Source organism: Pseudomonas sp. P4_C1, from assembly GCF_056402155.1.
In genome coordinates this window covers 127,857-151,584 of record NZ_JBFUHY010000006.1, presented here as the reverse complement: position 1 = coordinate 151,584, position 23,728 = coordinate 127,857, and the positions used below count along the sequence as shown (strand labels likewise).

Here is a 23,728-nt window from a genome sequence, read left to right as displayed (position 1 = left end):
CTCACCTTCACGCCTCGTCATCCAGACGTCGGCCAGCGCCGGCCAGGCGTCGGCCCCGGGTTATCAATTCAATGAACTGCACGGCGCTCAGCGCGCGGGCGAACAGCCAACCCTGGCCGAACTTCACGCCTTCACTGCTGAGGAATTCGGCCTGGGCCTCATGTTCGATGCCTTCGGCAATCACCTTCAGGTGCAGCGACTGGGCCATGTGAATGATGTGCGGGGCCACACCACTGCTGGCGGCGTCATGGCCCAACGCATCGATGAACGCCTTGTCGATTTTCAGGCAATCCACCGGCAGGGTTTGCAAATAGGCGAGACTGCAATAGCCGGTGCCGAAGTCATCGATCAACACCTGGTGCCCGACATCCCGTAACGATTGCAGGTTTTCCCGGGCCACCACCACATCGACCAGCCCGCGCTCGGTGACCTCAAAGGCAATTTGCCGTGCAGCGACACGGTGCAGGGTCAGCAGCCGCGCCATCACCTGACCAATCCGCGGAACCATCACATCACACGCCGCGAGATTGACCGAGATGTACAGTTGCGGGTTGGCACGCAGCAACTGGCCGAGTTGCTCGAGCAGGCGTTGCAGGACGAAGTCTGTCATCTGGCGAATCTGCCCGGTGTTCTCCGCCATCGGAATGAACAGGTCGGGACTGGTCAGAGTACCGTCCGGCCTGCGCCAGCGCAGCAGCGCTTCAGCCCCGACACAGTTGCGGCTATCGAGGTCGAAGATCGGTTGATACAGCACCTGCAACTCGCCACGGCGAATCGCGCCGGTCAGTTCGGCGTCCAGCGACTGCCGCTGGCGCACCAGCAGAAACACCAGGAACCCAACGCATATGCCCAGCGTGAGGCTGGCCGGCAGCAGCCACCACCAGACCGCCGGGATATGCATGCCGCTGCGCGGGCTGATCAACACCAATTGATATTCCGGATTGTCGGTGGGCATGCGGTATATCAGGCGTGTCTGGGTTATCTGCAGCGCATCACGGTTTCTCGGTGGCCAAGCCTCGGCCGGCGGCCAGATCTGAGTAGCGCCCAGCACCGGAATCGCGCGCGCGCCATGGTCAAGGACCACCAGCAGACTGCTGCCCGGCGACAGGTCGACCATATCGGTCAAATGTCCACGAGAGGTCGCGACCCGGAAATTCCCGCGCCCGAGCATCAGCGCGGCGCGGTTTTCATCGGGTTCGGTGGTGGTGTTGAGCCAATAGCTGTAAGTCGGGCCTTTGATGTCTGGCGATCGACTCAGCGACAGCCCTTCCTGGCGAGGGCGATTGGAGCAGATTCGCGAGGAGTCCATGTAGGCGGCTTCGTAGACGAAGCGATAATTGAACGTAACCTGTTGCAAGGTCGCGATCATTTCCGCATCGCAGCCACGCAACGGCTGCGCTTCAAGGTCGTCAAGGCTTTCGCGTAGTTGCCCGAAGAGCTGTTCCAGGCGGGCGAGGAAGCGCTCACCTTGAGCATTCATTTCTTCGCTTTCGTTTTGCTCGACCTGATGAATGGCAACGAACAGGCTGCCGGCCATCAGTAACGTTGCGCTCAAGACAGCAGACATCAGCCCCAGAAACCAAGGGCGATGGAACCAACTACGGAAGGTCTCTCGAGCAGCAGGCATTGTGTAATATCCGAAGGATTACCAATGAGTTATAGCTGCTGATTGGGAAAACGCCTGCACCGTCGGGCGGCGTCATTATTTTGTCTGATTCAACACCAAAAGTAGCGCTGCAGTTTGCGCATCCGGAGTGCCATCGAAACGCGCCGGACGGAAATGCATCTGGAATGCCGCTATCACATGCCGTGTCGCGACATCGAGCTCGCCGGTTTGTGGCGAGGCATAACCCAGTCGGGCCAATTGAGCCTGAAACCAGCTGATGCCCGGCAACTGTTCGGCGAACTGCATTTGCTGGCGCGCCACCGACTGTTCGTTCGGCCAGATGCCCAGGCCTTCGGCGGCCAGGCGCTTCCAGGGGAACAGCGGCCCCGGGTCCAGCTTGCGCAACGGCGCAATATCGCTATGACCGATGATGTTGCGAGGCCTTATACCGTGACGTTTGCTGATGTCCTTGAGCAATACGATCAACGACTGGACCTGATCTTCGGTGTAGGGGTGCCATACGCGTCCGGTCGGTGTGTCCTCGAAGCCCGGGTTGACGATTTCGATACCGATGGAACTGGAGTTCAGCCAGGTTCGGCCATCCCACTCGCTTTCCCCGGCGTGCCAGGCCCGCACATTTTCATCCATCAGCTTGTAGATGGTGGCACCCTTGTCGTCGCCAATCAGGTAATGGCTGCTGACTTCACCGTGGGTCAGCAATTGCAACGAACGCTCCAGCGAGGCATTGGTGTAATGCACCACCACAAACTGCACGCGGCTGTCGTAATTGGCCGAAGGGTGGCTGGTGTCGAAACGGGGACCGCTGGCACAGCCGGCAAGCACGATCAGCGATACGATCAGAGCAAAATATTTCATGGCGAAAGGCAGTACACGCAAGACAATAATGCAACAGTGTAACGTAATGCCTTGCGAGCGGACGGCAATCGCATCGAATTAAACAAAATGGAACAAATGATAGTCAGCCCGGTTCCACCCGATTGCGGCCGGCATTTTTTGCGCGATACAGCGCCTGATCGGCTCTTTTAAGCGCTTGATCGCCGTGTTCTCCCGGCCTGAACGCCGTCATTCCGATAGACACGGTGATGGTCACCGGTTCCCCCTTGAAGTGGAACGGACAGGCCTCAATCGAGGCACGCAAGCTTTCCAGCAACTTCAGCCCCGCCGCCGGCACCGTGGATGGCATTAACAGCACAAACTCTTCGCCGCCAAACCGCGCAATGAAATCCGTCCCGCGCAGACGCTTGCGCAACACACTGGCGATGATTTTCAGCACTTTGTCACCGGCCAGGTGCCCGTAGTTATCGTTGATGCGCTTGAAATGATCGAGGTCGAGCATGGCCAGCAGCAGCGTGTTGCCATGTTGCCGCCATTGTGTGACCTCATGATCCAGGCGCTCGCTCCAGGCCGCGCGGTTGGGCAGACCGGTCAACGGGTCGACCAATGCCTTCTGACGCTGCTCTTCAAGGTGCTCACGGTAACCCTGGGCCTCCTGCTCCATATGGGCGACCCGCTCGGCCAGGCTGTGCAGGCGCGTAGCGACCTCTTGCTCGCGCTCATCGCGCTGTTTCTGGTGCTGGTCCATGGTGCCCAGCAAGCCTTCGAGATGGTTTTCCAGGACGTGCTTGAGATCTTCCAGGTCCGCGGCTTCCTGCATGCTGCTTTGCAAGCCATCGACCTGTTCGCGGATCTGCGTGTCCATCTGCCGCGCAGCCGAACGGTTGTCGGCGTGTCCTGCGGTGGCGGCCTGCAAGTTGCTCTGGAACGATTCGAGGCGCTCGTTCAGTCGTTGCAGATAGGCTTCGAACTCATGTTGGCCGCTGTCGGTAATGGCCAGCATCAACGTGGCGAAGTCGTCGAGGATCGGCAGCAATTCGTACCAGTTCAAACCGTTTTTCAGACGATCGCGCATGGATTCGGCTTGCGGGCGATAACGTTCGGGCAGTGTCAGGTCTTCGAGCAGTCCTAGCAGCGTGTCTTCGATGTGACTGGCCACCGAACTGTAGGAGGGCTCGGGGGAGTCCGGGAGTGCGTAGAGAATGTCGTGTTCGGATGGCGCCTGATCGGTGGCGACCACGTCCTCCGTCGGAACCGGAAGCACGGGCACACTATCCGTCGATGCTTGCGCGGTAAGCTCGTCGGGGTTTGGTTCCGGCTCAGGAGGTGTCGCGATGGTTTCCGGGGTCGGTTGCTCGGCCGATTCGATTTCTGTCGCGGCTGCTCTGGCTGGTTGAGGCTCCGCAGCCGGGGGTGCAAAAGCCACGGCTGGCTCAGTCGGCGCGGACTCGTCCTCAGCTCGCTCAACAGCGGGTACCTCGCAGATTACCGGCTCAATCACGACCGGGGCCGACTCGATAATCGCCGCAGGGCTCTCGGCTACAGGGGCAGCCAGCGCAGGAGAAATAGCCGTTGAGGCCGCCGTCTCCTCCGCTTCACGACCGCCGAACAACCGCTGCAGCAAGCCCGGCCGATCGGATTCCGTCGGGGTCTCCAGCTGACTCAGGGCCCTGCCTTGCAAGCCACTCAGCTCGCTGAGCAACAACGGTATCTCACGTGCCTGACTGACCCGCGCCTCCAGTTGCTTGGCGAAACTCTTGAGTGGTCGGCTCACATCCCGTGGCAGCGGCAATGTTTGCAGCTGAGTGACCAGCGCAGTCAGGGCAGCACTGGTCTGGCTGACTCGGGTTTCCCGACGCTGTTCAGAGTCGAGCACGGCTTTTTCCAGGCGCGGAATCAGCGCGGCCAGGCCGGCGTCCATGTCGTCGGTACGCACGACCTCACGCATTTCCTTCATGCATTGGTCAACGGCGCGGTCGGTTCCTTCAGCCGCCAGGGTGCTGCGCACCAGCCCACGACGCAGTAAGTCGAGCCGCGCGTCCCAGCGACGTTCGAGCTTTTCCTGTTGTTCGATGCTTTTGAGGTATTTCTCTTTCCAGCGCTGTGCTTCGTCGCTCATTCATGGGATCCGCGAAGGGCAGGACTCAACGCGGGCAATGCATCGGCCGTGAGCGAACCCGGCAGACGAATCTCTACCGCGACCGGCAGGTGATCGGAAATGGGCTGTGCCAGCACCTCGACCTTTTCCAGGGTCAGGCTCGGGCTCAGCAGGATATGGTCCAGGCAGCGCTGCGGGCGCCAGCTGGGAAACGTCGCTTCCAGTTGTGGCGCAAGCAGGCCGAGATCGCGCAACGCGGAGTTTTGCAGCAGGTCACTGGCATGGGTATTCATGTCGCCCATCAGTACCTGGTGTTTGTAATCGCCAATCAGATCGCGGATGTAGGCCAGTTGCAGGCTGCGCGCCCTGGCGCCCAAGGCCAGGTGCATCATGACCACCACCAGCGCTTCCGGGCCTTCGCCGAACCGTACCAGAATGGCTCCGCGACCTTTTGGCCCCGGCAACGGATGATCTTCAATGGCCCACGGGCGCAATCGACTGAGCACGCCATTGCTGTGCTGGGCCAGGCGACCGAGGTTGCGATTGAGTTGTTGATACCAGTAGGGGAAGGCGCCGAGCTGGGCCAGGTGTTCGACTTGATTGACGTAGCCTGACCGCAGGCTGCCGCCATCAGCTTCCTGCAAGGCGACCAGATCGAAATCGCCCAGCAGATTGCCGATTTTCTGCAGATTGTCGGCACGCCCGGTGTGTGGCAGCAGATGCTGCCAGCCCCGGGTCAGGTAATGCCGATAACGCTCGGTACTGATACCGACCTGGATATTGAAGCTGAGCAAGCGCAGACGACTGTCTACGGGCAGGCCCGTGGACTCCAGATGATGCTCGTTGACCCGCGGATCATGCCGGCCAACGACGCGTTCAGTACCCCATCGGCGCATGGCAGTGACTGCCCTTAGTTGGCGGCAGCCTTGTTAGCCGCCCGCTCTTTGTCGATCAGTTTGTCGGCCAGTTGCAGGGCCTGTTCGGCACCGCCGGCAGAACCCACGTCAAACCGGTACTTGCCGTTGACGATCATGGTTGGAACACCACTGATTTCATACTTCTTGGCCAGTTCACGCGCCTTGACGATCTGACCTTTGATAGCGAAAGAGTCGAAGGTCGCGAGGAACTTGTCCTTGTCCACGCCTTGGGTAGCGAGGAAGTCGGCCATGTCATCCTTGTCGGTCAGTTTCTTGTGTTCTTTCTGAATCGCGTTGAACACCGCGGCGTGAACGTTGTGCTCGACACCCATGGCTTCAAGGGTCAGGAACATCTGACCGTGGGCGTCCCACGGGCCACCGAACATCGCAGGGATGCGAACGAAGTTCACGTCCGAAGGCAACTTCTCCGCCCACGGATTGATCACCGGCTCGAAGGCATAGCAATGCGGGCAGCCGTACCAGAACAGCTCTACCACTTCGATCTTGCCAGGCACAGCGACCGGAACCGGATTGCTCAGTTCGACATAAGGTGCGGCGGGGGCGTCAGCGGCCTGGGCAGTCATGCCGAACAGGCTGGCAGCGGCAAAAACGGCGCTGATGATCAGATTACGCATGCTTCACTCCTGGACAAATTTTTTCGCCTCGCGCGACCTGTTATCAGACAGGTCCTGGCGGGCTTGAGTTCTGTAGTGTAACGGCAGCGGCCACAAAAAAGGGCGGCCAAGGCCACCCTTTTTATACTTGCTGTGACGGATTAATCGAGCGTTAACGTTGCAGGCGATAAGCACCCTGTTCAACGCCCGATCCGCCGGCCTTAGTGCAGGCCCTGAATGTAGCTGGACACCGCGGCGATGTCTTCGTCGCTCAGCTTTTTGGCAATGGTCTGCATGGGTTTGGTGTCGCCGTCGTTGTTGCGGCCGCCTTCTTCCTTGCGGAAATCGGTCAGTTGCTTGGCGATGTACTGAGCGTGCTGGCCTCCCAGGTGCGGGAAACCGGCGGGGGCGTTGCCCGCGCCATTTGGCGAATGGCAACCGGTGCAGGCTGGCATACCCTTGCCCATATCACCGCCACGGAACAAGGCTTCACCGCGAGCGACGACTTTCGGATCGGCGGCACCGACGCTGCCTTTCTGGCTGGCGAAGTAGGCGGCGATGTCCGCCAGGTCCTGATCGCTCAGGTTGGTCAGCAGACCGGTCATTTCCAGAACGGTGCGCTTGCCCGACTTGATGTCGTGCAATTGCTTGGTCAGGTAGCGTTCACCCTGACCCGCCAGTTTTGGAAAGTTTGGCGCCATGCTGTTGCCATCCGGGCCGTGGCAGGCGCCACATACGGCAGCTTTGGCCTGGCCGGCTTTTGCATCACCCGGTTGTACTGCCTCACCTGCAGCATGGGCCATGCCGGAGATGCCCACGGTCAACAGCAGACTCACGATYAATTTCTTCATCAGCTAATCCAACTACGGCTAAGGGTTAAGAGTTATGGACCGGGCTTACTCGCTCATCCAAAGGATGATGGCTTGGTAATCCTCGGCACTGCAGTCCATGCACAAACCACGCGGCGGCATCGCCTTGAAACCCTGGGTCACGTGTTGCACCAGCGTCTCCATACCTTTCGCCAACCTCGGCGTCCAGGCTTCCTGATCGCCTTTTTTCGGCGCCATGGGGAGTTGGCCGGAATGACAGGCACCACAAACACGGTTGTACACAGCTTGCGGTTCCTGTGTAGCCTGAGCGCTGTAAAGCGGCATCAAGACACCGGCAGCTAGCAGCCATTTCGTCATAAAACGACCTTTTCAGGGTTGAGAGCGTGCTGCGTTCTAGTGCGCAATCAAGGTCTGTCGCTCTCGTGAACTTCATCCTACGCTGGGACAAAGCGCACACAAAATCTGCGGCATTATATACTGGCGTCACTGAAACGGAAGCGACACTGCTTGCCGCACCCATTCCTGGCGCCGCCCACATCGGAAATCCCATGCAACTCAAGAATCCCATCCTCGGTCTGTGCCAACAGTCCACCTTCATGCTCAGCGCAGCCAAAGTCGACCAATGTCCGGATGACGAGGGCTTCGAAGTCGCCTTCGCCGGGCGTTCCAACGCCGGCAAGTCGAGTGCCTTGAACACCCTGACCCATGCCAGCCTGGCGCGCACCTCGAAAACCCCGGGGCGCACGCAACTGTTGAATTTCTTCAAGCTAGACGATGAACGCCGTCTGGTCGACCTGCCGGGCTACGGTTATGCAAAAGTACCGATCCCGCTCAAGCAACACTGGCAGCGTCACCTGGAGGCGTACCTGGGTGGTCGCGAGAGTTTGAAAGGTCTGATCCTGATGATGGACATCCGCCATCCGATGACCGATTTCGACCTGCTGATGCTCGACTGGGCCGTGGCTGCCGGCATGCCGATGCACATTCTGCTGACCAAAGCGGACAAGCTGACCTATGGCGCGGCCAAGAACACGCTGCTCAAGGTTCAGGCGGAAATTCGCAAGGGCTGGGGTGATCTCGTGACGATCCAGCTGTTTTCGGCCCCGAAACGCATGGGCCTGGAAGACGCCTACACCGTACTCGCTGGCTGGATGGAGCTGGCGGACAAGGGTGCCGAGGTAGAAGCCCAGTAAGCAGCGAAGGCTGCCTGGGGCGCCCCAGGCAGTTTTCTGCAGGCAAAAAAAACCCCGGACTTCATATGGGGAGGGAGAAGTTCCGGGGTTCAAGCTCTAGACCGCTAGGGCGGGGTCCAGATATCTGCCAACACTTAACACAACATAGGAGCATCGAAGGGCTTCACCAGCCATTCAGTAACTCTGAGTGGTGGTCGCAAGATTAGTTCAGATTTTTTTCAAATAGCTTTGAAATAACTCCAAGCGCCTTCCGGACTAAGCGATTTGCGCCCTTCTGCCGCGGCACCATGCCGCAACAGAACACGACAATTTCCTGTAGGAGCGAGCTTGCTCGCGATGGAATTTCAGTCGAAATCGATGTATCTGACGCTCCATCGTCGGAACGCCGCCCGGAGCAAGCTCGCTCCTACAAGAAGGCTCAGTGAGCCTCATCCCAGTTATTTCCGACACCCACTTCGACCAGCAACGGGACATCCAGTTTCGCCGCCTCGCTCATGTGTACGCGAATTTCATCGCGAACCTGGTCGACCAGGTCTTCACGCACCTCAAGCACCAGTTCATCGTGCACCTGCAAAATGACTTTGGCGTCGAGGCCAGACGCGGTCAGCCAGTTATCAACTGCAACCATGGCTTTCTTGATGATGTCCGCAGCGGTGCCTTGCATCGGTGCGTTGATCGCCGTACGTTCCGCGGCGGCGCGCTCTTGCGGCTTGTTGGAGTTGATGTCCGGCAGGTACAGGCGACGGCCGAAGAACGTCTCGACATAACCTTGCTCGGCAGCCTGGGCACGCGTGCGGTCCATGTACTGGCGAACGCCGGGATAGCGGGTGAAGTAGGTATCGATGTAGGCCTTGGCGGTCTTGGTGTCGACGCCGATGTCCTTGCCGAGCTTCTGCGCCCCCATGCCGTAGATCAGGCCGAAGTTGATCGCCTTGGCGCTGCGACGCTGGTCGGAGGTCACGTCGGCCAGTTCGACCTTGAAYACTTCGGCGGCGGTCGCGCTGTGCACGTCCAGATTGTGGCGGAAGGCGTTCATCAGCCCTTCATCCCGGGACAGGTGCGCCATGATCCGCAACTCGATCTGCGAGTAGTCCGCTGCCAGCAGCTTGTAACCGGTCGGGGCCACGAAGGCCTGGCGAATGCGACGCCCTTCGGCGGTGCGCACCGGAATGTTCTGCAGGTTCGGATCGCTGGAGGACAGCCGCCCGGTGGACGCCACCGCCTGGTGGTACGAGGTATGGATCCGCCCGGTACGCGGGTTGATCTGCTCCGGCAGGCGGTCTGTGTAAGTGCTTTTCAGCTTGCTCATGGAGCGGTATTCCATGAGCACTTTGGGCAATCGATAGTCGTCTTCAGCCAGTTTGGCCAGCACTTCTTCGGCGGTGGATGGCTGGCCCTTGGCGGTTTTCTTCAATACCGGCAAGCCAAGCTTTTCGTAAAGGATCACGCCCAGTTGCTTGGGCGAACCGAGGTTGAACTCTTCGCCGGCAATCTCGAAGGCTTCACGTTCCAGCGCCACCATCTTGTCGCCCAGTTCGATGCTTTGCACACCCAGCAGGGCGGCGTCGACGAAAGCGCCCTGGCGCTCGATGCGCGCCAGCACCGGCACCAGCGGCATTTCGATGTCGGTCAGCACGCTGGCCAGACTTGGAATGGCCGAAAGTTTTTCGAAGAGAGTCTGGTGCAGACGCAAGGTGATATCCGCATCTTCGGCGGCGTAAGGCCCGGCCTGCTCCAGGGCGATCTGATCGAACGTCAGTTGTTTCACGCCTTTGCCGGCGATGTCCTGGAAACTCACCGTGGTGTGGTCCAGGTACTTCTGCGCCAGGCTGTCCATGTCATGGCGCGTGGCCGTGGAGTTGAGCACGTAGGACTCGAGCATGGTGTCGAAGGCGATGCCGCGTACGGTAATGCCGTTGTCCTGATCGCCGCCGATGGCGCAGTTGGCCAGGATGTTCATGTCGAACTTGGCGTGCTGGCCGACCTTGAGTTTGTTCGGGTCCTCCAGAATCGGCTTGAGCGCACGCAGAACAGTGTCGCGGTCCAGCTGTTGCGGCACGCCGATGTAGGAATGGGTCAACGGGATGTAGGCCGCTTCGTTGGCCTGAACCGCGAATGACAGGCCCACCAGTCGTGCCTGCTGCGCATCGATGCCGGTGGTTTCGGTGTCGAAGGCAAACAGCTTGGCGTTGTTCAGTTTTTCCAGCCAGGCATCGAAACGCGCCTGATCGAGGATGGTTTCATAGGCAGCTTCAGCAGCAGCGGCTGGTGCTTCGGGCTCTGGCTCGCTGAACAGATCGGCGGCCGGTGCAGGCTCGGCGGCAGCGCTCAGTTCCAGGCGTTTGGCGTCGCGATCAAGGTCGTTCAGCCAGCTCTTGAATTCCAGCAGGGTGTACAGCTCGTAGAGTTTGGCCGGATCTTCAGGACCCATTTGCAAGTCGTCGAGCCCAACGTCCAGCGGCACGTCGATCTTGATGGTCGCCAGCTGATAGGAAAGGAAAGCCATCTCCTTGTGCTCTTCAAGCTTGGCCGGCAGGGTCTTGGCGCCACGAATCGGCAGGGTCGGCACGATGTCGAGTTGCGCATAGAGTTCGGTCAGGCCGCCGTTCACACCCACCAGCAGGCCGGACGCGGTCTTGGGACCGATACCCGGAACACCCGGAATGTTGTCGGACGAATCGCCCATGAGCGCCAGATAATCGATGATCTGCTCGGGAGCGACGCCGAATTTCTCCTTCACGCCCTCCACATCCATGCTGCTACCGGTCATGGTATTGACCAAGGTAATGTGACCGTCGACCAGTTGCGCCATGTCCTTGTCACCGGTGGAGATGATCACCGGACGATCCGCCGCCGCGCTACTGCGGGCCAGGGTGCCGATCACGTCATCGGCCTCGACGCCTTCGACGCACAGCAGCGGGAAGCCCAGGGCGATCACGCTCTGGTGCAGCGGCTCGATCTGCACGCGCATGTCGTCAGGCATGCTCGGACGGTTAGCCTTGTATTCTGCGTACATGTCATCGCGAAAAGTCCCACCCTTGGCGTCGAACACCACGGCGAACGGACTGTCCGGATACTGCTTGCGCAGGCTCTTGAGCATGTTCAAGACGCCCTTGACCGCGCCGGTCGGCAGGCCTTTGGACGTGGTCAGCGGCGGCAGCGCGTGAAAGGCGCGGTACAGGTAAGAAGAACCGTCCACCAGGACGAGGGGGGCTTGGCTCATGAGCAGGATCAACCTTTTCGGCGGGTCCGGCGCTAGAATAGCGGGACCGTTGACGACAAAGGGACAAGGTTATCATGCGCACACTAAATCGCCTGTTGCTGGCTGGATTGTTTGCAATCGCACCATTGGCCGTCATGGCGGCGGACGATGCGCCATCGCCGGAACCGGATGTCACCATTCGTACGGAAGGGGACAAGCTCATTCAGGAATATCGCCAAAACGGCTTCCTGTATGCGATCAAAGTCACGCCAAAAGGCGGCAAGCCGTATTTCCTGGTGCGCGCGGATGGCTCGGAAGGAAACTTCATCCGCTCCGACTACCCGGATATGCTGATTCCGGCGTGGGAAATTTTTAAGTGGTAAGTCGTCCCTAACTTTAATCGGCGCTGGCTCAACAGCGGCGCCCGTACTGGCAGCTTAAACATGTCTGTGTTCACCCCCCTGGCTCGGCCCGAGCTGGAAACTTTTCTCGCCCCTTATGGCCTCGGCCGCCTGCTTGATTTCCAGGGGATTGCCGCCGGTAGCGAAAACACCAATTTCTTTATCAGCCTGGAGCAGGGCGAATTTGTCCTGACCCTGGTCGAGCGCGGTCCGGTTCAGGAAATGCCGTTCTTCATCGAACTGCTCGACGTGCTGCACGGCGCCGACCTGCCGGTGCCTTACGCCTTGCGCACCACCGACGGCGTGGCCTTGCGCGAACTGGCGGGCAAACCTGCGTTGCTGCAACCGCGTCTGGCCGGCAAGCACATCAAGCATGCCAACGCGCAACATTGCGCGCAGGTCGGTGAGTTGCTCGGTCATCTGCACCTGGCGACCCAGGCCAATATGATCAAGCGTAAAACCGATCGCGGCCTGGACTGGATGCTGGAAGAGGGCACGCAGTTCCTCTCGCACCTCGGTGCCGAGCAGAAAGACCTGCTGCAACGGGCGCTGGAAGAAATCACCCGGCAGAAGGAAAAAATCCTGGCACTGCCGCGGGCGAACATTCACGCCGACCTGTTCCGCGACAACGCGATGTTCGAAGGCACGCACCTGACCGGGCTGATCGATTTCTACAACGCCTGCTCCGGGCCGATGCTCTACGACGTGGCGATTGCCTTGAACGACTGGTGCTCGGACGACGATGGCGTGATCGATGGACCGCGAGCGCGGGCCTTGCTGGGCGCTTATGCAGCCCTGCGACCGTTCACCGCTGCCGAAGCCGAGTTGTGGCCGACCATGCTGCGGGTGGCTTGCGTACGGTTCTGGTTGTCACGCTTGATCGCCGCGGAGTCGTTCGCCGGGCAGGATGTGTTGATTCACGATCCGATGGAGTTCCAACTGCGCCTGGCGCAGCGGCAGACGGTCAATACGCCATTGCCTTTCGCCCTTTAAAGGCTTTGACCTGTGGGAGCGAGCTTGCTCGCGAAGGCGGCATTACATTCAACATCAAGTTGACTGACCCGCCACTATCGTCGGAACGCCGCCCGGAGCAAGCACGCTCCCACAGGGTCCGGTGTCGGTTACAACGACTCCAGACACCCCGCCAGATCATTCCCCAACTTCTCCAGCACCTGCTCATAGCCCTGGGCAGTCGCCGGCGTGTACCCGCCCAGCGCATCCAGCTCAGCCAGTTTCACTGGCAAACCCGTCACCAAAGTTTCCGCCAGACGCGGGCGCAACGGCGGTTCGCTGAACACGCAGGTCTTGCCGACTTCCTGCAAACGCGCGCGCATCGCCGCGACATGCTGGGCACCGGGTTGCACTTCGGCCCCGACGCTGAACACTCCCACGTGCTTGAGGCCGTAAGCGTCTTCGAAGTAGTCGAAGGCTTCGTGGAACACGAAGTAGGGTCTGCCCTGAACATCGGCCAGGCGTTTCTTCAGGCGCGCATCCAGTGCATCGAGGCGCTCGTCGAAGGCCTTCAGGTTGCTCTGATAGCGCGCGGCATTGTCAGGATCGGCGGCACTCAGGTCGGCCGCCATTTTCGTGGCGATGACCCGGGCGTTGACCGGCGACAGCCACAGGTGCGCATCCAGGCTGCCCGGGCGGTGATCGTGGTCGTGTTCGTCGGCTTCTTCGGCGTGGGAGTGGCTATCTTCGGCGAAGCGGCGCAGTTTCATGCCCGGCAACTCCTGCACGGCGACGCTGGGCAGCGTACGACCATTGAGCACGCGAGGCAGGAAACCTTCCATGTCCGGGCCGATCCAGTACAGCAGGTCCACCGATTGCACCTTGCGTACGTCAGAAGGGCGCAACGCATAGTTATGCGGCGATGCTCCAGGTGGCAGCAAAACCTCGGGAATCGCCACACCGTCCTGCACCGCCGCGGCGATCAATTGCAGAGGCTTGATGCTGGTAAGGACCTTGACCTCGGCCTGCGCCGAACCGATCAGCAGAAAACTTGCGACAAATGCGACAAAGATAGAAAAAAGTCGGGACACGATGACCACTCGAAGAGGCGAGAACGGGTAACATAATAACGTCTCTCACAAAACTCGTCGCCGCTCATGCTAAAAACACCGATTGCCAGCCGCCCCCACGACCACTCACATTGCGTTCACAGCGCTTTGTCCGAGGCCGATGCCCTGTGCGCACGTCAAGGCCTGCGCCTGACCGCATTGCGCCGGCGGGTGCTGGAACTGGTGTGGCAAAGCCACAAGCCCCTGGGTGCCTACGACATTCTCGCGGTCCTCAGCGAGCAGGACGGTCGCCGCGCCGCGCCACCGACGGTGTACCGCGCGCTGGATTTCCTGCTGGAAAACGGCTTGGTCCATCGGATCTCCTCGCTCAACGCCTTCATCGGCTGCAATCACCCGGAACATGCTCACCAGGGTCAGTTCCTGATCTGCCGTGGGTGCCACGCCGCCATCGAGCTCGAACAAAAATCCATCAGCGACGCGATCATCGCCAGCGCCAAGGATGTCGGGTTTATCGTCGAAGGCCAGACCGTCGAAGTGGTCGGTCTCTGCTCGGGTTGCCAGGGGGCTTGATGAGCAACGCGCTGATCCGTCTTGAGCAGGTTGCCGTCACGTTCGCCGGGCAACCGGTGCTGGACAACATCGAGCTGAGCGTCGAACCGGGGCAGATCGTTACCCTGATCGGCCCCAACGGCGCCGGCAAAACCACACTCGTGCGTGCCGTGCTCGGCCTGTTGAAACCGGACAGCGGCAGCGTCTGGCGCAAGCCGAAACTGCGGGTTGGTTACATGCCGCAAAAACTTCACGTCGATCCGACCCTCCCGCTGTCGGTCCTGCGTTTCTTGCGCCTGGTGCCGGGCGTGGACCGTGCGATGGCCTTGGCGGCACTCAAGGAAGTCGGTGCCGAGCAAGTAATCGACAGCCCGGTGCAAAGCGTTTCCGGTGGCGAAATGCAGCGCGTGTTGCTGGCCCGGGCCTTGTTGCGCGAGCCGCAACTGCTGGTGCTCGACGAACCGGTGCAGGGTGTCGATGTGGCCGGCCAGGCTGAGTTGTACAGCCTGATCACCCGCTTGCGCGACCGTCACGGTTGCGGCGTGCTGATGGTCTCCCACGATTTGCATCTGGTGATGAGCACCACGGACCAGGTGGTTTGCCTCAATCGTCACGTCTGCTGTTCCGGCCATCCCGAGCAGGTCAGCGGCGATCCGGCTTTCGTCGAGCTGTTCGGAAAAAACGCACAAAGCCTGGCGATTTATCACCACCATCACGACCACGCCCACGACTTGCATGGCTCGGTGGTCAAGGCGCCCGCGTCGGGCCAACCCCATATTCACGGAGATAGCTGCAAGCATGGCTGATTTTCTGCTCTACGCCCTGCTTGCAGGCCTGGCCCTGGCCGTCGTTGCAGGCCCGCTGGGGTCTTTCGTGGTTTGGCGGCGCATGGCCTATTTTGGCGACACCCTGTCCCACGCGGCATTGCTCGGTGTGGCCCTGGGCTTCCTGCTGGATGTCAGCCCGACCGTTGCCGTCACCGTTGGCTGCTTGCTGTTGGCAGTGTTGCTGGTGACCTTGCAACAACGCCAGCCGCTGGCGTCCGACACACTTTTGGGAATTCTCGCACCCAGCACACTTTCTCTGGGTCTGGTGGTACTAAGCTTCATGCACGAAGTGCGAATCGACCTGATGGCCTATTTGTTCGGCGACCTGCTGGCGATCAGTCCGACCGACCTGGCCTGGATTCTTGGCGGTAGTGCTGCAGTACTGCTCTTGCTGGTTGCATTGTGGCGCCCATTGCTGGCAATCACGGTGCATGAAGAACTGGCCAGGGTCGAAGGTCTGCCGGTGGCTGGATTGCGCCTGGCCCTGATGCTGTTGATCGCCGTAGTGATTGCCGTGGCGATGAAAATCGTCGGCGTATTGCTGATCACTTCGTTGCTGATCATCCCGGCTGCTGCGGCACAACGTCACGCCCGTTCGCCGGAGCAGATGGCACTGGGCGCGAGCCTGCTGGGCATACTCGCCGTGTGTGGCGGGCTGGCGCTGTCCTGGTTCAAGGATACCCCGGCCGGCCCGTCGATTGTGGTGACGGCCGCCGCGCTATTTCTGCTGAGTTTTGTTCTGCCCCGTCGAGGGGTGTAGACTTGCTCGTTTTTTGCGCAAATAGAGAGTCGCAGGAATGAAGTCGTTCGCCTCCCGTTATCTGCTCCTTGTCGCATTTTCTTTGCTGCTGGGCGCCTGCCAAAGCACGCCACCGGCGGCCACCGAGGCCGCCGACGCGCGGGCCACGGCCATCGTACAGCTGGAACAAAACATCGCCAGCGATGAACTGGCCACCGCCGAAGACCAATTGGCAGCCTTGCAGGCCGAATCGCCCAACGATGCTTCCCTTGAGCAATACCAGCGGCAACTGGCCGAAGCCTACCTGCGCCGCAGCCAGATCGTGCTGCAAAAGGGTGACGTGGATGCTGCCGCTACCGCCCTTAGTCGTGCCCGCGCATTGATGCCCAAGGCTCCGGCACTGACCGGTGGAGTCAACGGCTCGATTGCCCAGGCGCGCAAGGCCGAGCTGGAAAAAGCCGAGGCTGCCCTCAAGGCTGCCGAAGCCAAGCCAAAAGCCAAGGTTGTCGATCTAACGGCTGAAAGCACCACGGTCGAGCTGAATATCAACGATATGGGCAAACTGCGTCGCCAACTCGATGCCATCGCTGCCGATGTGGTGAACTTTCAGTGTGACGTGAGCATTCAGGCACCGCGCACCAATGATTACCCTTGGCTAGCTAATTTGCTGACCAAACGGGTGAACAAGCTCGATCCTGAGTTTGACCTGAAGCTTGAGCGGCAGATTTTGCGCAGTGTTCCGGCGCAGATGGTTCTTAGCCCGCGTAAACCATAAAAGCATCGCGAGCCTGCTCGCGATGGCGTCCTTTCTGGAAAAAACAATCTCAGCTCGAAATTGCCTTCGGCCGTGGGCGAGCTTCTTTAGCCATTCCTTTTTTCAGACCTTTGATCGCGTTATTGCCAAATGACAGGACAAATGCGAAATAAATGCTAAGAACCTCTATACGGACAGGCTAAAATGCGCGCCCGGCTTACCGCTGATCCTTTTCTAACGCGCCCCACAAGGTTCGCTACGTGATCGAGTTTCAAAACGTCCATAAAACCTACCGCGTCGCCGGTAAGGAAATCCCCGCTCTGCATCCGACCAGTCTGACGATTGAGAACGGGCAGGTTTTCGGCTTGATCGGTCATTCCGGAGCAGGAAAAAGTACCCTGCTGCGTCTGATCAATCGCCTGGAAAACGCCAGCGGCGGCAAGATCACCGTCGACGGTGAAGAAGTCACCGCGCTCGACGCCAATGGCCTGCGCCGCTTCCGTCAGCAGGTCGGAATGATTTTCCAGCACTTCAACCTGCTGGCCTCCAAGACTGTCGCCGACAACGTCGCGCTGCCACTGACCCTGGCCGGCGAACTGTCGCGTAGCGAGATCGACTCGCGCGTGGCCGAGTTGCTGGCGCGGGTCGGTTTGTCCGACCACGCGAAAAAGTACCCGGCGCAATTGTCCGGCGGACAAAAGCAGCGTGTCGGCATTGCCCGCGCCCTGGCGACCAAGCCAAAAATCCTGCTGTGCGATGAAGCCACCAGCGCCCTTGACCCGCAAACCACCGCATCGGTGTTGCAATTGCTGGCCGAGATCAATCGCGAGCTGAAACTGACCATCGTGTTGATCACCCACGAGATGGACGTGATCCGCCGGGTCTGCGACCAGGTGGCAGTCATGGACGCTGGCGTGATCGTCGAGCAAGGCTCGGTGGCCGAGGTGTTCCTGCATCCGAAGCACCCGACCACCAAGCGTTTCGTGCAGGAAGACGAGCAGATCGACGAAAGCGAACAGCGTGATGACTTCGCTCACGTGCCGGGTCGCATCGTGCGTCTGACCTTCCAGGGCGAAGCGACCTACGCGCCATTGTTGGGCACCGTCGCCCGGGAAACCGGTGTGGACTACAGCATCCTGGCCGGTCGTATCGATCGCATCAAAGAAGTCCCATACGGGCAACTGACCCTGGCCGTGACCGGCGGTGACATGGAAGCGGCCTTCGCCTGCTTCACCGCGGCCGACGTTCACATGGAGGTGCTGCGCTAATGGAAGCCCTGACAAGTTTCTTTGCCAATATCGACTGGTTCGAAATCTGGCTGGCCACCTGCGACACCCTGCTGATGCTCGGCGGTTCGCTGTTGTTCACCGTGCTGCTCGGCTTGCCGTTGGGTGTGCTGCTGTTCCTGTGCAGCCCGCGCCAGTTGCTGGAAGCCAAGGGCATCTACGCGATGTTGTCCCTGGTGGTGAACGTTCTGCGTTCGCTGCCGTTCATCATCCTGTTGATCGTGATGATTCCGTTCACAGTGTTGATCACCGGCACGTCCCTCGGTGTCGCGGGTGCAATCCCGCCGCTGGTGGTGGGTGCCACGCCGTTCTTCGCCCGCCTGGTGGAAACCGCCTTGCGTGAAGTGGATCGCGGCATCATCGAAGCGACCCAGGCCATGGGCGCGACCACGCGGCAGATCATCACCAACGCGTTGTTGCCTGAGGCTCGTCCGGGCATCTTCGCGGCGATTACGGTGACGGCCATTACGCTGGTGTCCTACACGGCGATGGCCGGTGTCGTGGGCGCCGGTGGTCTGGGCGACCTGGCGATCCGCTTCGGTTACCAGCGTTTCCAGACCGATGTGATGGTCGTGACGGTGGTATTGCTGCTGGTATTGGTCCAGGTACTGCAAACCGTCGGCGACAAACTGGTTGTGCATTTCTCCCGTAAATAAGACATGAGCCGGCCATTCGCTGGCAGGCGCCGGAAACCGGCGCCGCACAAGGAGTTAGCTGAATGAAAAAACTACTCGTGGCCTTCGCGGCCGTTGCCGCGTTCTCTGCCCACGCTGAAACCCTGACTGTCGCAGCCACTCCGGTTCCGCACGCCGAGATCCTCGAATTCGTGAAGCCAGCCCTGGCCAAAGAAGGCGTGGACCTGAAGGTCAAGGTATTCACCGACTACATCCAGCCGAACGTGCAGGTCGCGGAAAAGCGCCTGGACGCCAACTTCTTCCAGCACCAGCCATACCTGGATGAGTTCAACAAGGCCAAGGGCACCCACCTGGTTTCCGTGGCCGGCGTGCACCTGGAGCCCCTGGGCGCTTACTCCAGCAAGTACAAGACCATTGCCGAACTGCCTGGCGGTGCCACCGTGGTCATCCCGAACGACGCCACCAACGGCGGCCGGGCACTGTTGCTGATGGCCAAGGCCGGTCTGATCAAGTTGAAGGATTCGAACAACATCCTGTCAACCGTGAAGGACATCACCGAGAACACCAAGGACCTGAAAATCCGTGAGCTGGAAGCCGCGACCATCCCGCGTGTGCTGACCCAGGTCGACCTGGCGCTGATCAACACCAACTACGCGCTGGAAGCCAAGCTCGATCCGTCCAGGGACGCGCTGTTCATCGAAGGCAGCGACTCGCCGTACGTGAACATCCTCGTGGCTCGTCCGGATGACAAGGACAGCGAAGCGATGAAGAAACTGGTGGCTGCCCTGCACAGCCCGGAAGTGAAGGCCTTCATTCTCGAGAAGTACAAAGGCGCGGTGGTGCCGGCGTTCTGATCCATGGCTGTGTCGAAAAAAGGGCGCATTGAATGCGCCCTTTTTTGTGCCTGAAACATCGTCTCCCTGTGGGAGCGAGCTTGCTCGCGATGGGGCCGTCACATCCAACATAGATGTTGAATGTCAGTCCGCCATCGCGAGCAAGCTCGCTCCCACAGGTTTAGTGGTGCCGTTATTGACGCTTGAGCATCACCGGCAACTGCGCCACCAACTTCGCATTGTTCAACGGCGCCCGAATGAAGCCGCGTTGGGTGCCGTCCGGCCCGATCACCGCGAGGTTGCCGCTGTGGTCGACGGTGTAGTTCGGCTTGCTGGTGTCCGCCGGAATGTATGGAATGCTTACCGAGTTGGCGATCGTTTGCAGCTCTTCGGTCGACGCCGGGGTCAGGCCGATGAACTGCGGGTCAAAGTAACCCAGGTACTGCTTGAGCTGCTTGGGCGTATCGCGATTGGGGTCGATGCTGACCAGCACGATTTGCAGTTTATCCACCGCTTCTGGCGGCAACTCGCTCTTGATCTGTCGCAGCTGGGCGAGGGTGGTCGGGCAGATGTCCGGGCAGAAGGTGTAGCCGAAGAACAGCAGGCTCCACTTGCCTTTCAATTCATTGATCGCGACCGGCTGGCCGTCCTGATTGGTCATCGTCACGTCCGGCAGATTACGGCTCTGCGGCAGCAAGATGATTCCGGCGTCGATCAGCGCTGTCGGATCGCCCTGATTCTTCCCGGACAGCACMTTGTTGACGGTCAGGCCCAGGATCAGTGCGACCAGGGCAACGAGAATGAAGACGGTTTTCTGGGTTCGAGTCATAGGTTCAACAGTAAGTAGTGGTCTACGAGCAGGGCGATAAACAGCAGGAACAAGTAGTAAATAGAGTACTTGAACGTGTTGATCGCCGCGTGCGGCCGAGTGCCACGGTACAGCACCACGGCCCATTGCAGAAATCGCGCACCCAGCCCGAGCGCACACGCCAGGTACAGCACACCGCTCATGTGGATCACGTAAGGCATCAGACTGACAGCGAGCAACGCGAAGGTATACAGCAGGATATGAATCTTGGTGTAGTGCTCGCCATGGGTGACCGGCAGCATCGGGATGTCGGCCTTGGCGTATTCCTCCTTGCGATGGATCGCCAGCGCCCAGAAGTGCGGCGGGGTCCAGGCGAAGATGATCAGCACCAGCAGCAGCGGTTCGGCGCTGACGTGACCGGTGGCGGCAGTCCAGCCGAGCAACGGCGGCGCAGCACCGGCCAGACCACCGATGACAATGTTCTGCGGGGTCGCGCGCTTGAGAAATCCGGTGTAGATCACCGCGTAGCCGAGCAACGAGGCGAGGGTCAGCCACGCGGTCAGCGGGTTGGTAAACGTCAGCAACATGGCTTGCCCGAGGGCCGCCAATACCAGCGCGAACGTCAGCGCGGCTGTCGGTGACACCCGGCCTTCGGCGAGCGGCCGTTTGTGGGTGCGCGCCATGACCGCGTCGATGCGCCGGTCCACCACATGATTGACCGCCGCCGCGCCACCGGCACACAAAGCGATGCCCAGGTTGCCGAAAATCAGCACCGTCCACGGCACGCCGGCACGGGTCGCGAGGAACATCCCCACCAGTGAAGTGATGAGCATCAGCACCACGACTTTGGGTTTGGTCAGTTCCAGGTAGTCACGCCAGATCGCCTGACTGGGACGTTCGCCGATCAGAATCGCCATGGCATCTCTCCTTTTATTGTTATGGGCCCGGCTGAGTGTTTACGCGGGCTGAAGTGCCAGCGCGCTTGCTTGACCCGGACCAGACTGGTGCGGGCGTGGTAATTGACCAGCACCATGGTCAGCAACAGCGCCGCCCCTCCCGCGTTATGCGCGACGGCCACCGGCAGCGGCAGATGGAACAGCACGTTGCTGATACCCAGGGTGATTTGTGCGCCAAGGACGATCAGCACCAGGCCTGCCAGGCGCGTCATGCCAACCGCCTTCAGTTGCCAGGCCAGACCGAGCAATACCAGGGTGACCAGCAACGCACCGATGCGATGGGTCAGGTGAATGGCCGTACGGGCATCGCTGTCCAGTTGCCCGCCGAGATAGTTCGGACCGATGTGTTGGGTCAGGTGAAAGCCATTGGCGAAGTCGGCAGGCGGCAGCCATTGGCCGTGGCAAGTAGGAAAGTCGATACAGGCCACGGCGGCGTAATTGGAACTGACCCAGCCACCGAGGGCGATTTGCCCGATCACCAGCAGCAGTCCGGCCGTCGCCCAGTGCTGCAAGCGTCGCGGCACGGTCAGCGCCGGCAGTACGCCGGACAGGCGCAAGGTCAGCAGAAACAACAGGCTCAAGGTCGCGAAACCGCCAAGCAAATGCCCGGTAACCACCTGCGGCCAGAGCCTGAGCGTTACTGTCCACATGCCGAACGCGGCTTGGCCAAGAACCACCGCCAACAGAAACAACGGCAGCTTCACCGGTTGCCCCGGATGGCGGCGATGCACCCACGCACGACCGGCCAACACCGCGATCAACAGCCCCAGCGTGCCCGCGAAGTAGCGGTGGATCATCTCGTTCCAACCCTTGTGGGCCTCGACTGGAGTGTCCGGGAAATGCAATTCGGCATGGGCCAGCTGGGCTTCGCTTTTCGGCACGCTGATGAAGCCGTAGCAGCCGGGCCAGTCCGGGCAGCCGAGGCCGGCGTGGGTCAGGCGGGTGTAGGCGCCGAGCAACACCACAATCAGTGCCAGTAAGGTGGCAAACAACGCGAGGCGAAATCCAGGTTTGGCCATGACGATGCCCTTATCCGATATTCGACAGTTTCAGCAGGTGACGCAGGTCGTTGAGCAGGTCCTTACCCTTCACCGACGGGTCATAGCGCAGCACCAGGTTGCCGTGAGGGTCGATGATCCACAGGTGCGGCGCGTCATTGCTTTGAGCGCCTTTAGTGTAGGCAGGCAAGTCCAGTGAATAGCGTTGCAACTGCGGGTACTCGCGTTGAAGTTTAGTCTCGTAATCGCTGTTCAGCGTCTGCGCGGCAGCCAATGCATGGCTGGCGCGGGACGCATCGCGGCCGAGGCCGATCTGGATCTGCCGCGCCAGATACACCAGTTGCTGGCAGTCCACCGCACAATCCTTGGGCGCCGTTACCAGTATCTGCCAGCGATCCTCCTGAGCCTGCACGCCGATGTCGGCACGGGTCTGGCCGTTACCGATCAGTTCGCCGTGATAACTGCGGCCCTCGGGCACCCAGAAATTCAGCTTGTACATGCCGGTGGCGAGGATCATCGGACCGATCACCCCGAGCAGGATCAGCAGCAGTTGCAAGCGGCCCTTGCGCCGGTTCACCGACGGTTTCGCCTCAGACATGCTGGGTGGATTCATGGCCGCTCCCATGGTGCTTCTCCTTTGCGTTGTGCCAGCCGAGATAGAGATAAAGGCCGAACAGGGCGATCGTCATGGCGAACCACTGCACGGCATAAGCAATGTGTTTTTCCGGCCCCATGACCACCACCGGCCAATCGGCCTGATAAGTGGCGGGGCCGGTTTCGGCGCGTAGCTCAAAGGCAAAGCCTTCGCGGTTCAGCGCAGTCCAGAGCCTGGTTGGCTCAACGGCCGTAATCAGCTTCGGCCATGTCAACGTTGTGGGATCTGCGTGCAATTGGAACGTCGCACCGGGGGAGATGTAGACCCACGCGTCGAGGCTGACCGCTTCGGTGGGTGTCTTGAATTGGGGTGGTGTGCGGCGCTCCGGCCACGGCAGCCAGCCGCGATTGACCAGCAGCCAAAGCCCGGTGGCCTGATCGTGAAACGGTTGCAACAGCTCGACACCAACCCTGCCGTTGCGTTGACTGTTGTCCAGCAGCAGGCTGTGTTCGGCATCGAACTGGCCATGCAGGCGAACCCGGCGGAAGGCCGGGTCAGTGATGTATTGCAGTTCGGTGCTGGCCATCGGCTCGGCGACACGGCGCTCGGCGTAGGTTTGCAGCAGCGCGCTTTTCTCCGCGCCCCGGCTCAATTGCCAGAACCCCAAAGACACCAGTAGCGGCAGCAACAACGCCACCACCAGCGTTGGCACGACACCTGGCCGAAAGCGCTTCATGGCGTCGCCAGAAAATTGGTCATCGCGATAGCTATACTCATATGCATCGCTTCTCCCCCCGGAGTCTCACCATGCTCAAAGCAGCCATCGTCCTGATGCTGATTGCCACGGTTGTCAGCCTGTTCAGCGGCCTGTTTTTTCTGGTCAAGGACGACAGCCGCTCAAGCCGCCTCGTCATTGCCTTAAGTGTGCGAGTGACGCTGGCCGCCCTTACCCTCGGTCTGATCGCCTGGGGCTTTTTCAGCGGCCAACTGGTCTCTCACGTGCCTTGGTAA

The 23,728-nt window shown here is 60.3% G+C and carries 25 protein-coding genes; 11 read left to right on the top strand and 14 right to left on the bottom strand.

Annotated elements, in window-relative coordinates; all coding sequences use genetic code 11:
- Positions 1 to 7 precede the first annotated feature (7 nt).
- The 7 genes from AC1DU9_RS06855 to AC1DU9_RS06825 form a co-directional block, all read right to left on the bottom strand.
- Positions 8 to 1,627: an EAL domain-containing protein gene (locus AC1DU9_RS06855; RefSeq protein ID WP_477809925.1), complete on the bottom strand. Its 1,620-nt coding sequence runs from the start codon at positions 1,625 to 1,627 to the stop codon at positions 8 to 10.
- Positions 1,628 to 1,702: 75 nt separating this feature from the next.
- Positions 1,703 to 2,482, bottom strand: coding sequence for an N-acetylmuramoyl-L-alanine amidase (locus tag AC1DU9_RS06850; protein WP_477809924.1), 780 nt, complete (start codon positions 2,480 to 2,482; stop codon positions 1,703 to 1,705).
- A gap of 103 nt (positions 2,483 to 2,585) precedes the next feature.
- Positions 2,586 to 4,580 carry a GGDEF domain-containing protein gene (locus AC1DU9_RS06845; RefSeq protein WP_477809923.1) on the bottom strand — a complete coding sequence of 665 codons (1,995 nt, stop codon included), beginning with the start codon at positions 4,578 to 4,580 and terminating at the stop codon, positions 2,586 to 2,588.
- Complete coding sequence (locus AC1DU9_RS06840; RefSeq protein ID WP_218431436.1) at positions 4,577 to 5,455, bottom strand: endonuclease/exonuclease/phosphatase family protein; 879 nt, start codon at positions 5,453 to 5,455, stop codon at positions 4,577 to 4,579. The genes AC1DU9_RS06845 and AC1DU9_RS06840 overlap by 4 nt, the downstream gene beginning before the upstream one ends.
- 14 nt (positions 5,456 to 5,469) lie before the next feature.
- Positions 5,470 to 6,111 carry a thiol:disulfide interchange protein DsbA/DsbL gene (locus tag AC1DU9_RS06835; RefSeq protein ID WP_223459224.1) on the bottom strand — a complete coding sequence of 214 codons (642 nt, stop codon included), beginning with the start codon at positions 6,109 to 6,111 and terminating at the stop codon, positions 5,470 to 5,472.
- Positions 6,112 to 6,311: 200 nt separating this feature from the next.
- On the bottom strand, positions 6,312 to 6,941 hold the full coding sequence (locus AC1DU9_RS06830) for a c-type cytochrome (RefSeq protein ID WP_223459222.1): 630 nt from the start codon (positions 6,939 to 6,941) through the stop codon (positions 6,312 to 6,314).
- Positions 6,942 to 6,986: 45 nt separating this feature from the next.
- A complete protein-coding gene (locus AC1DU9_RS06825) occupies positions 6,987 to 7,277 on the bottom strand; it encodes a c-type cytochrome (protein ID WP_457266015.1) in 291 nt (96 codons plus the stop codon).
- A 191-nt stretch (positions 7,278 to 7,468) separates the two neighbouring features.
- Between AC1DU9_RS06825 and yihA the strand changes: the two genes are divergently transcribed.
- Positions 7,469 to 8,113, top strand: coding sequence for a ribosome biogenesis GTP-binding protein YihA/YsxC (gene yihA, locus AC1DU9_RS06820; protein ID WP_008002192.1), 645 nt, complete (start codon positions 7,469 to 7,471; stop codon positions 8,111 to 8,113).
- A gap of 418 nt (positions 8,114 to 8,531) precedes the next feature.
- Here the strand turns inward: yihA and polA are convergent, their stop codons facing one another.
- Positions 8,532 to 11,336, bottom strand: a complete 2,805-nt coding sequence (gene polA / locus AC1DU9_RS06815) for a DNA polymerase I (RefSeq protein ID WP_223459218.1) — start codon at positions 11,334 to 11,336, stop codon at positions 8,532 to 8,534.
- A gap of 74 nt (positions 11,337 to 11,410) precedes the next feature.
- Here polA and AC1DU9_RS06810 point away from each other — a divergent pair, with 74 nt between their 5' ends.
- On the top strand, positions 11,411 to 11,698 hold the full coding sequence (locus AC1DU9_RS06810; protein ID WP_223459216.1) for a DUF2782 domain-containing protein: 288 nt from the start codon (positions 11,411 to 11,413) through the stop codon (positions 11,696 to 11,698).
- Positions 11,699 to 11,758: 60 nt separating this feature from the next.
- Positions 11,759 to 12,709 (top strand): homoserine kinase, encoded by a 951-nt coding sequence (locus AC1DU9_RS06805; RefSeq protein WP_223459213.1) that lies wholly within the window; start codon positions 11,759 to 11,761, stop codon positions 12,707 to 12,709.
- A 128-nt stretch (positions 12,710 to 12,837) separates the two neighbouring features.
- Here AC1DU9_RS06805 and znuA read toward each other — a convergent pair whose 3' ends face one another.
- A complete protein-coding gene (znuA, locus tag AC1DU9_RS06800) occupies positions 12,838 to 13,758 on the bottom strand; it encodes a zinc ABC transporter substrate-binding protein ZnuA (protein WP_223459211.1) in 921 nt (306 codons plus the stop codon).
- Between the two features lie 66 nt (positions 13,759 to 13,824).
- On the opposite strand from znuA, the gene zur reads away from it, so the two are divergent.
- The 7 genes from zur (at position 13,825) to AC1DU9_RS06765 (ending at position 19,381) form a co-directional block, all read left to right on the top strand.
- On the top strand, positions 13,825 to 14,307 hold the full coding sequence (zur, locus tag AC1DU9_RS06795) for a zinc uptake transcriptional repressor Zur (protein ID WP_223459209.1): 483 nt from the start codon (positions 13,825 to 13,827) through the stop codon (positions 14,305 to 14,307).
- The gene (gene znuC, locus AC1DU9_RS06790; protein WP_223459207.1) at positions 14,307 to 15,092 is read left to right on the top strand and encodes a zinc ABC transporter ATP-binding protein ZnuC; all 786 of its coding nucleotides are present in this window, start codon (positions 14,307 to 14,309) and stop codon (positions 15,090 to 15,092) included. The genes zur and znuC overlap by 1 nt, the downstream gene beginning before the upstream one ends.
- On the top strand, positions 15,085 to 15,873 hold the full coding sequence (gene znuB / locus AC1DU9_RS06785) for a zinc ABC transporter permease subunit ZnuB (RefSeq protein ID WP_223459205.1): 789 nt from the start codon (positions 15,085 to 15,087) through the stop codon (positions 15,871 to 15,873). Before znuC ends, znuB begins: the two co-directional genes overlap by 8 nt.
- A gap of 37 nt (positions 15,874 to 15,910) precedes the next feature.
- Complete coding sequence (locus AC1DU9_RS06780; RefSeq protein ID WP_477809922.1) at positions 15,911 to 16,627, top strand: PA5502 family lipoprotein; 717 nt, start codon at positions 15,911 to 15,913, stop codon at positions 16,625 to 16,627.
- A 239-nt stretch (positions 16,628 to 16,866) separates the two neighbouring features.
- Positions 16,867 to 17,874, top strand: a complete 1,008-nt coding sequence (locus tag AC1DU9_RS06775) for a methionine ABC transporter ATP-binding protein (protein WP_218431444.1) — start codon at positions 16,867 to 16,869, stop codon at positions 17,872 to 17,874.
- Positions 17,874 to 18,548 carry a methionine ABC transporter permease gene (locus AC1DU9_RS06770; protein WP_223459201.1) on the top strand — a complete coding sequence of 225 codons (675 nt, stop codon included), beginning with the start codon at positions 17,874 to 17,876 and terminating at the stop codon, positions 18,546 to 18,548. Before AC1DU9_RS06775 ends, AC1DU9_RS06770 begins: the two co-directional genes overlap by 1 nt.
- Positions 18,549 to 18,610: 62 nt before the next feature.
- Complete coding sequence (locus tag AC1DU9_RS06765) at positions 18,611 to 19,381, top strand: MetQ/NlpA family ABC transporter substrate-binding protein (RefSeq protein WP_477809921.1); 771 nt, start codon at positions 18,611 to 18,613, stop codon at positions 19,379 to 19,381.
- A gap of 172 nt (positions 19,382 to 19,553) precedes the next feature.
- On the opposite strand, the gene AC1DU9_RS06760 is transcribed toward AC1DU9_RS06765, so the two are convergent.
- The 5 genes from AC1DU9_RS06760 to AC1DU9_RS06740 are packed head-to-tail and all read right to left on the bottom strand — an operon-like array spanning position 19,554 to position 23,453.
- Positions 19,554 to 20,189 (bottom strand): SCO family protein, encoded by a 636-nt coding sequence (locus AC1DU9_RS06760; protein WP_477809920.1) that lies wholly within the window; start codon positions 20,187 to 20,189, stop codon positions 19,554 to 19,556.
- Entirely contained in the window at positions 20,186 to 21,085 is a 900-nt protein-coding gene (gene cyoE, locus AC1DU9_RS06755) for a heme o synthase (protein ID WP_223459195.1), read from the bottom strand. The genes AC1DU9_RS06760 and cyoE overlap by 4 nt, the downstream gene beginning before the upstream one ends.
- Complete coding sequence (locus AC1DU9_RS06750; RefSeq protein WP_477809919.1) at positions 21,073 to 22,143, bottom strand: COX15/CtaA family protein; 1,071 nt, start codon at positions 22,141 to 22,143, stop codon at positions 21,073 to 21,075. The genes cyoE and AC1DU9_RS06750 overlap by 13 nt, the downstream gene beginning before the upstream one ends.
- 10 nt (positions 22,144 to 22,153) lie before the next feature.
- Positions 22,154 to 22,747: a hypothetical protein gene (locus AC1DU9_RS06745; protein WP_477809918.1), complete on the bottom strand. Its 594-nt coding sequence runs from the start codon at positions 22,745 to 22,747 to the stop codon at positions 22,154 to 22,156.
- The gene (locus AC1DU9_RS06740) at positions 22,713 to 23,453 is read right to left on the bottom strand and encodes an SURF1 family protein (protein ID WP_477809917.1); all 741 of its coding nucleotides are present in this window, start codon (positions 23,451 to 23,453) and stop codon (positions 22,713 to 22,715) included. Before AC1DU9_RS06740 ends, AC1DU9_RS06745 begins: the two co-directional genes overlap by 35 nt.
- A 71-nt stretch (positions 23,454 to 23,524) precedes the next feature.
- On the opposite strand from AC1DU9_RS06740, the gene AC1DU9_RS06735 reads away from it, so the two are divergent.
- Entirely contained in the window at positions 23,525 to 23,728 is a 204-nt protein-coding gene (locus tag AC1DU9_RS06735; RefSeq protein ID WP_223459187.1) for a twin transmembrane helix small protein, read from the top strand.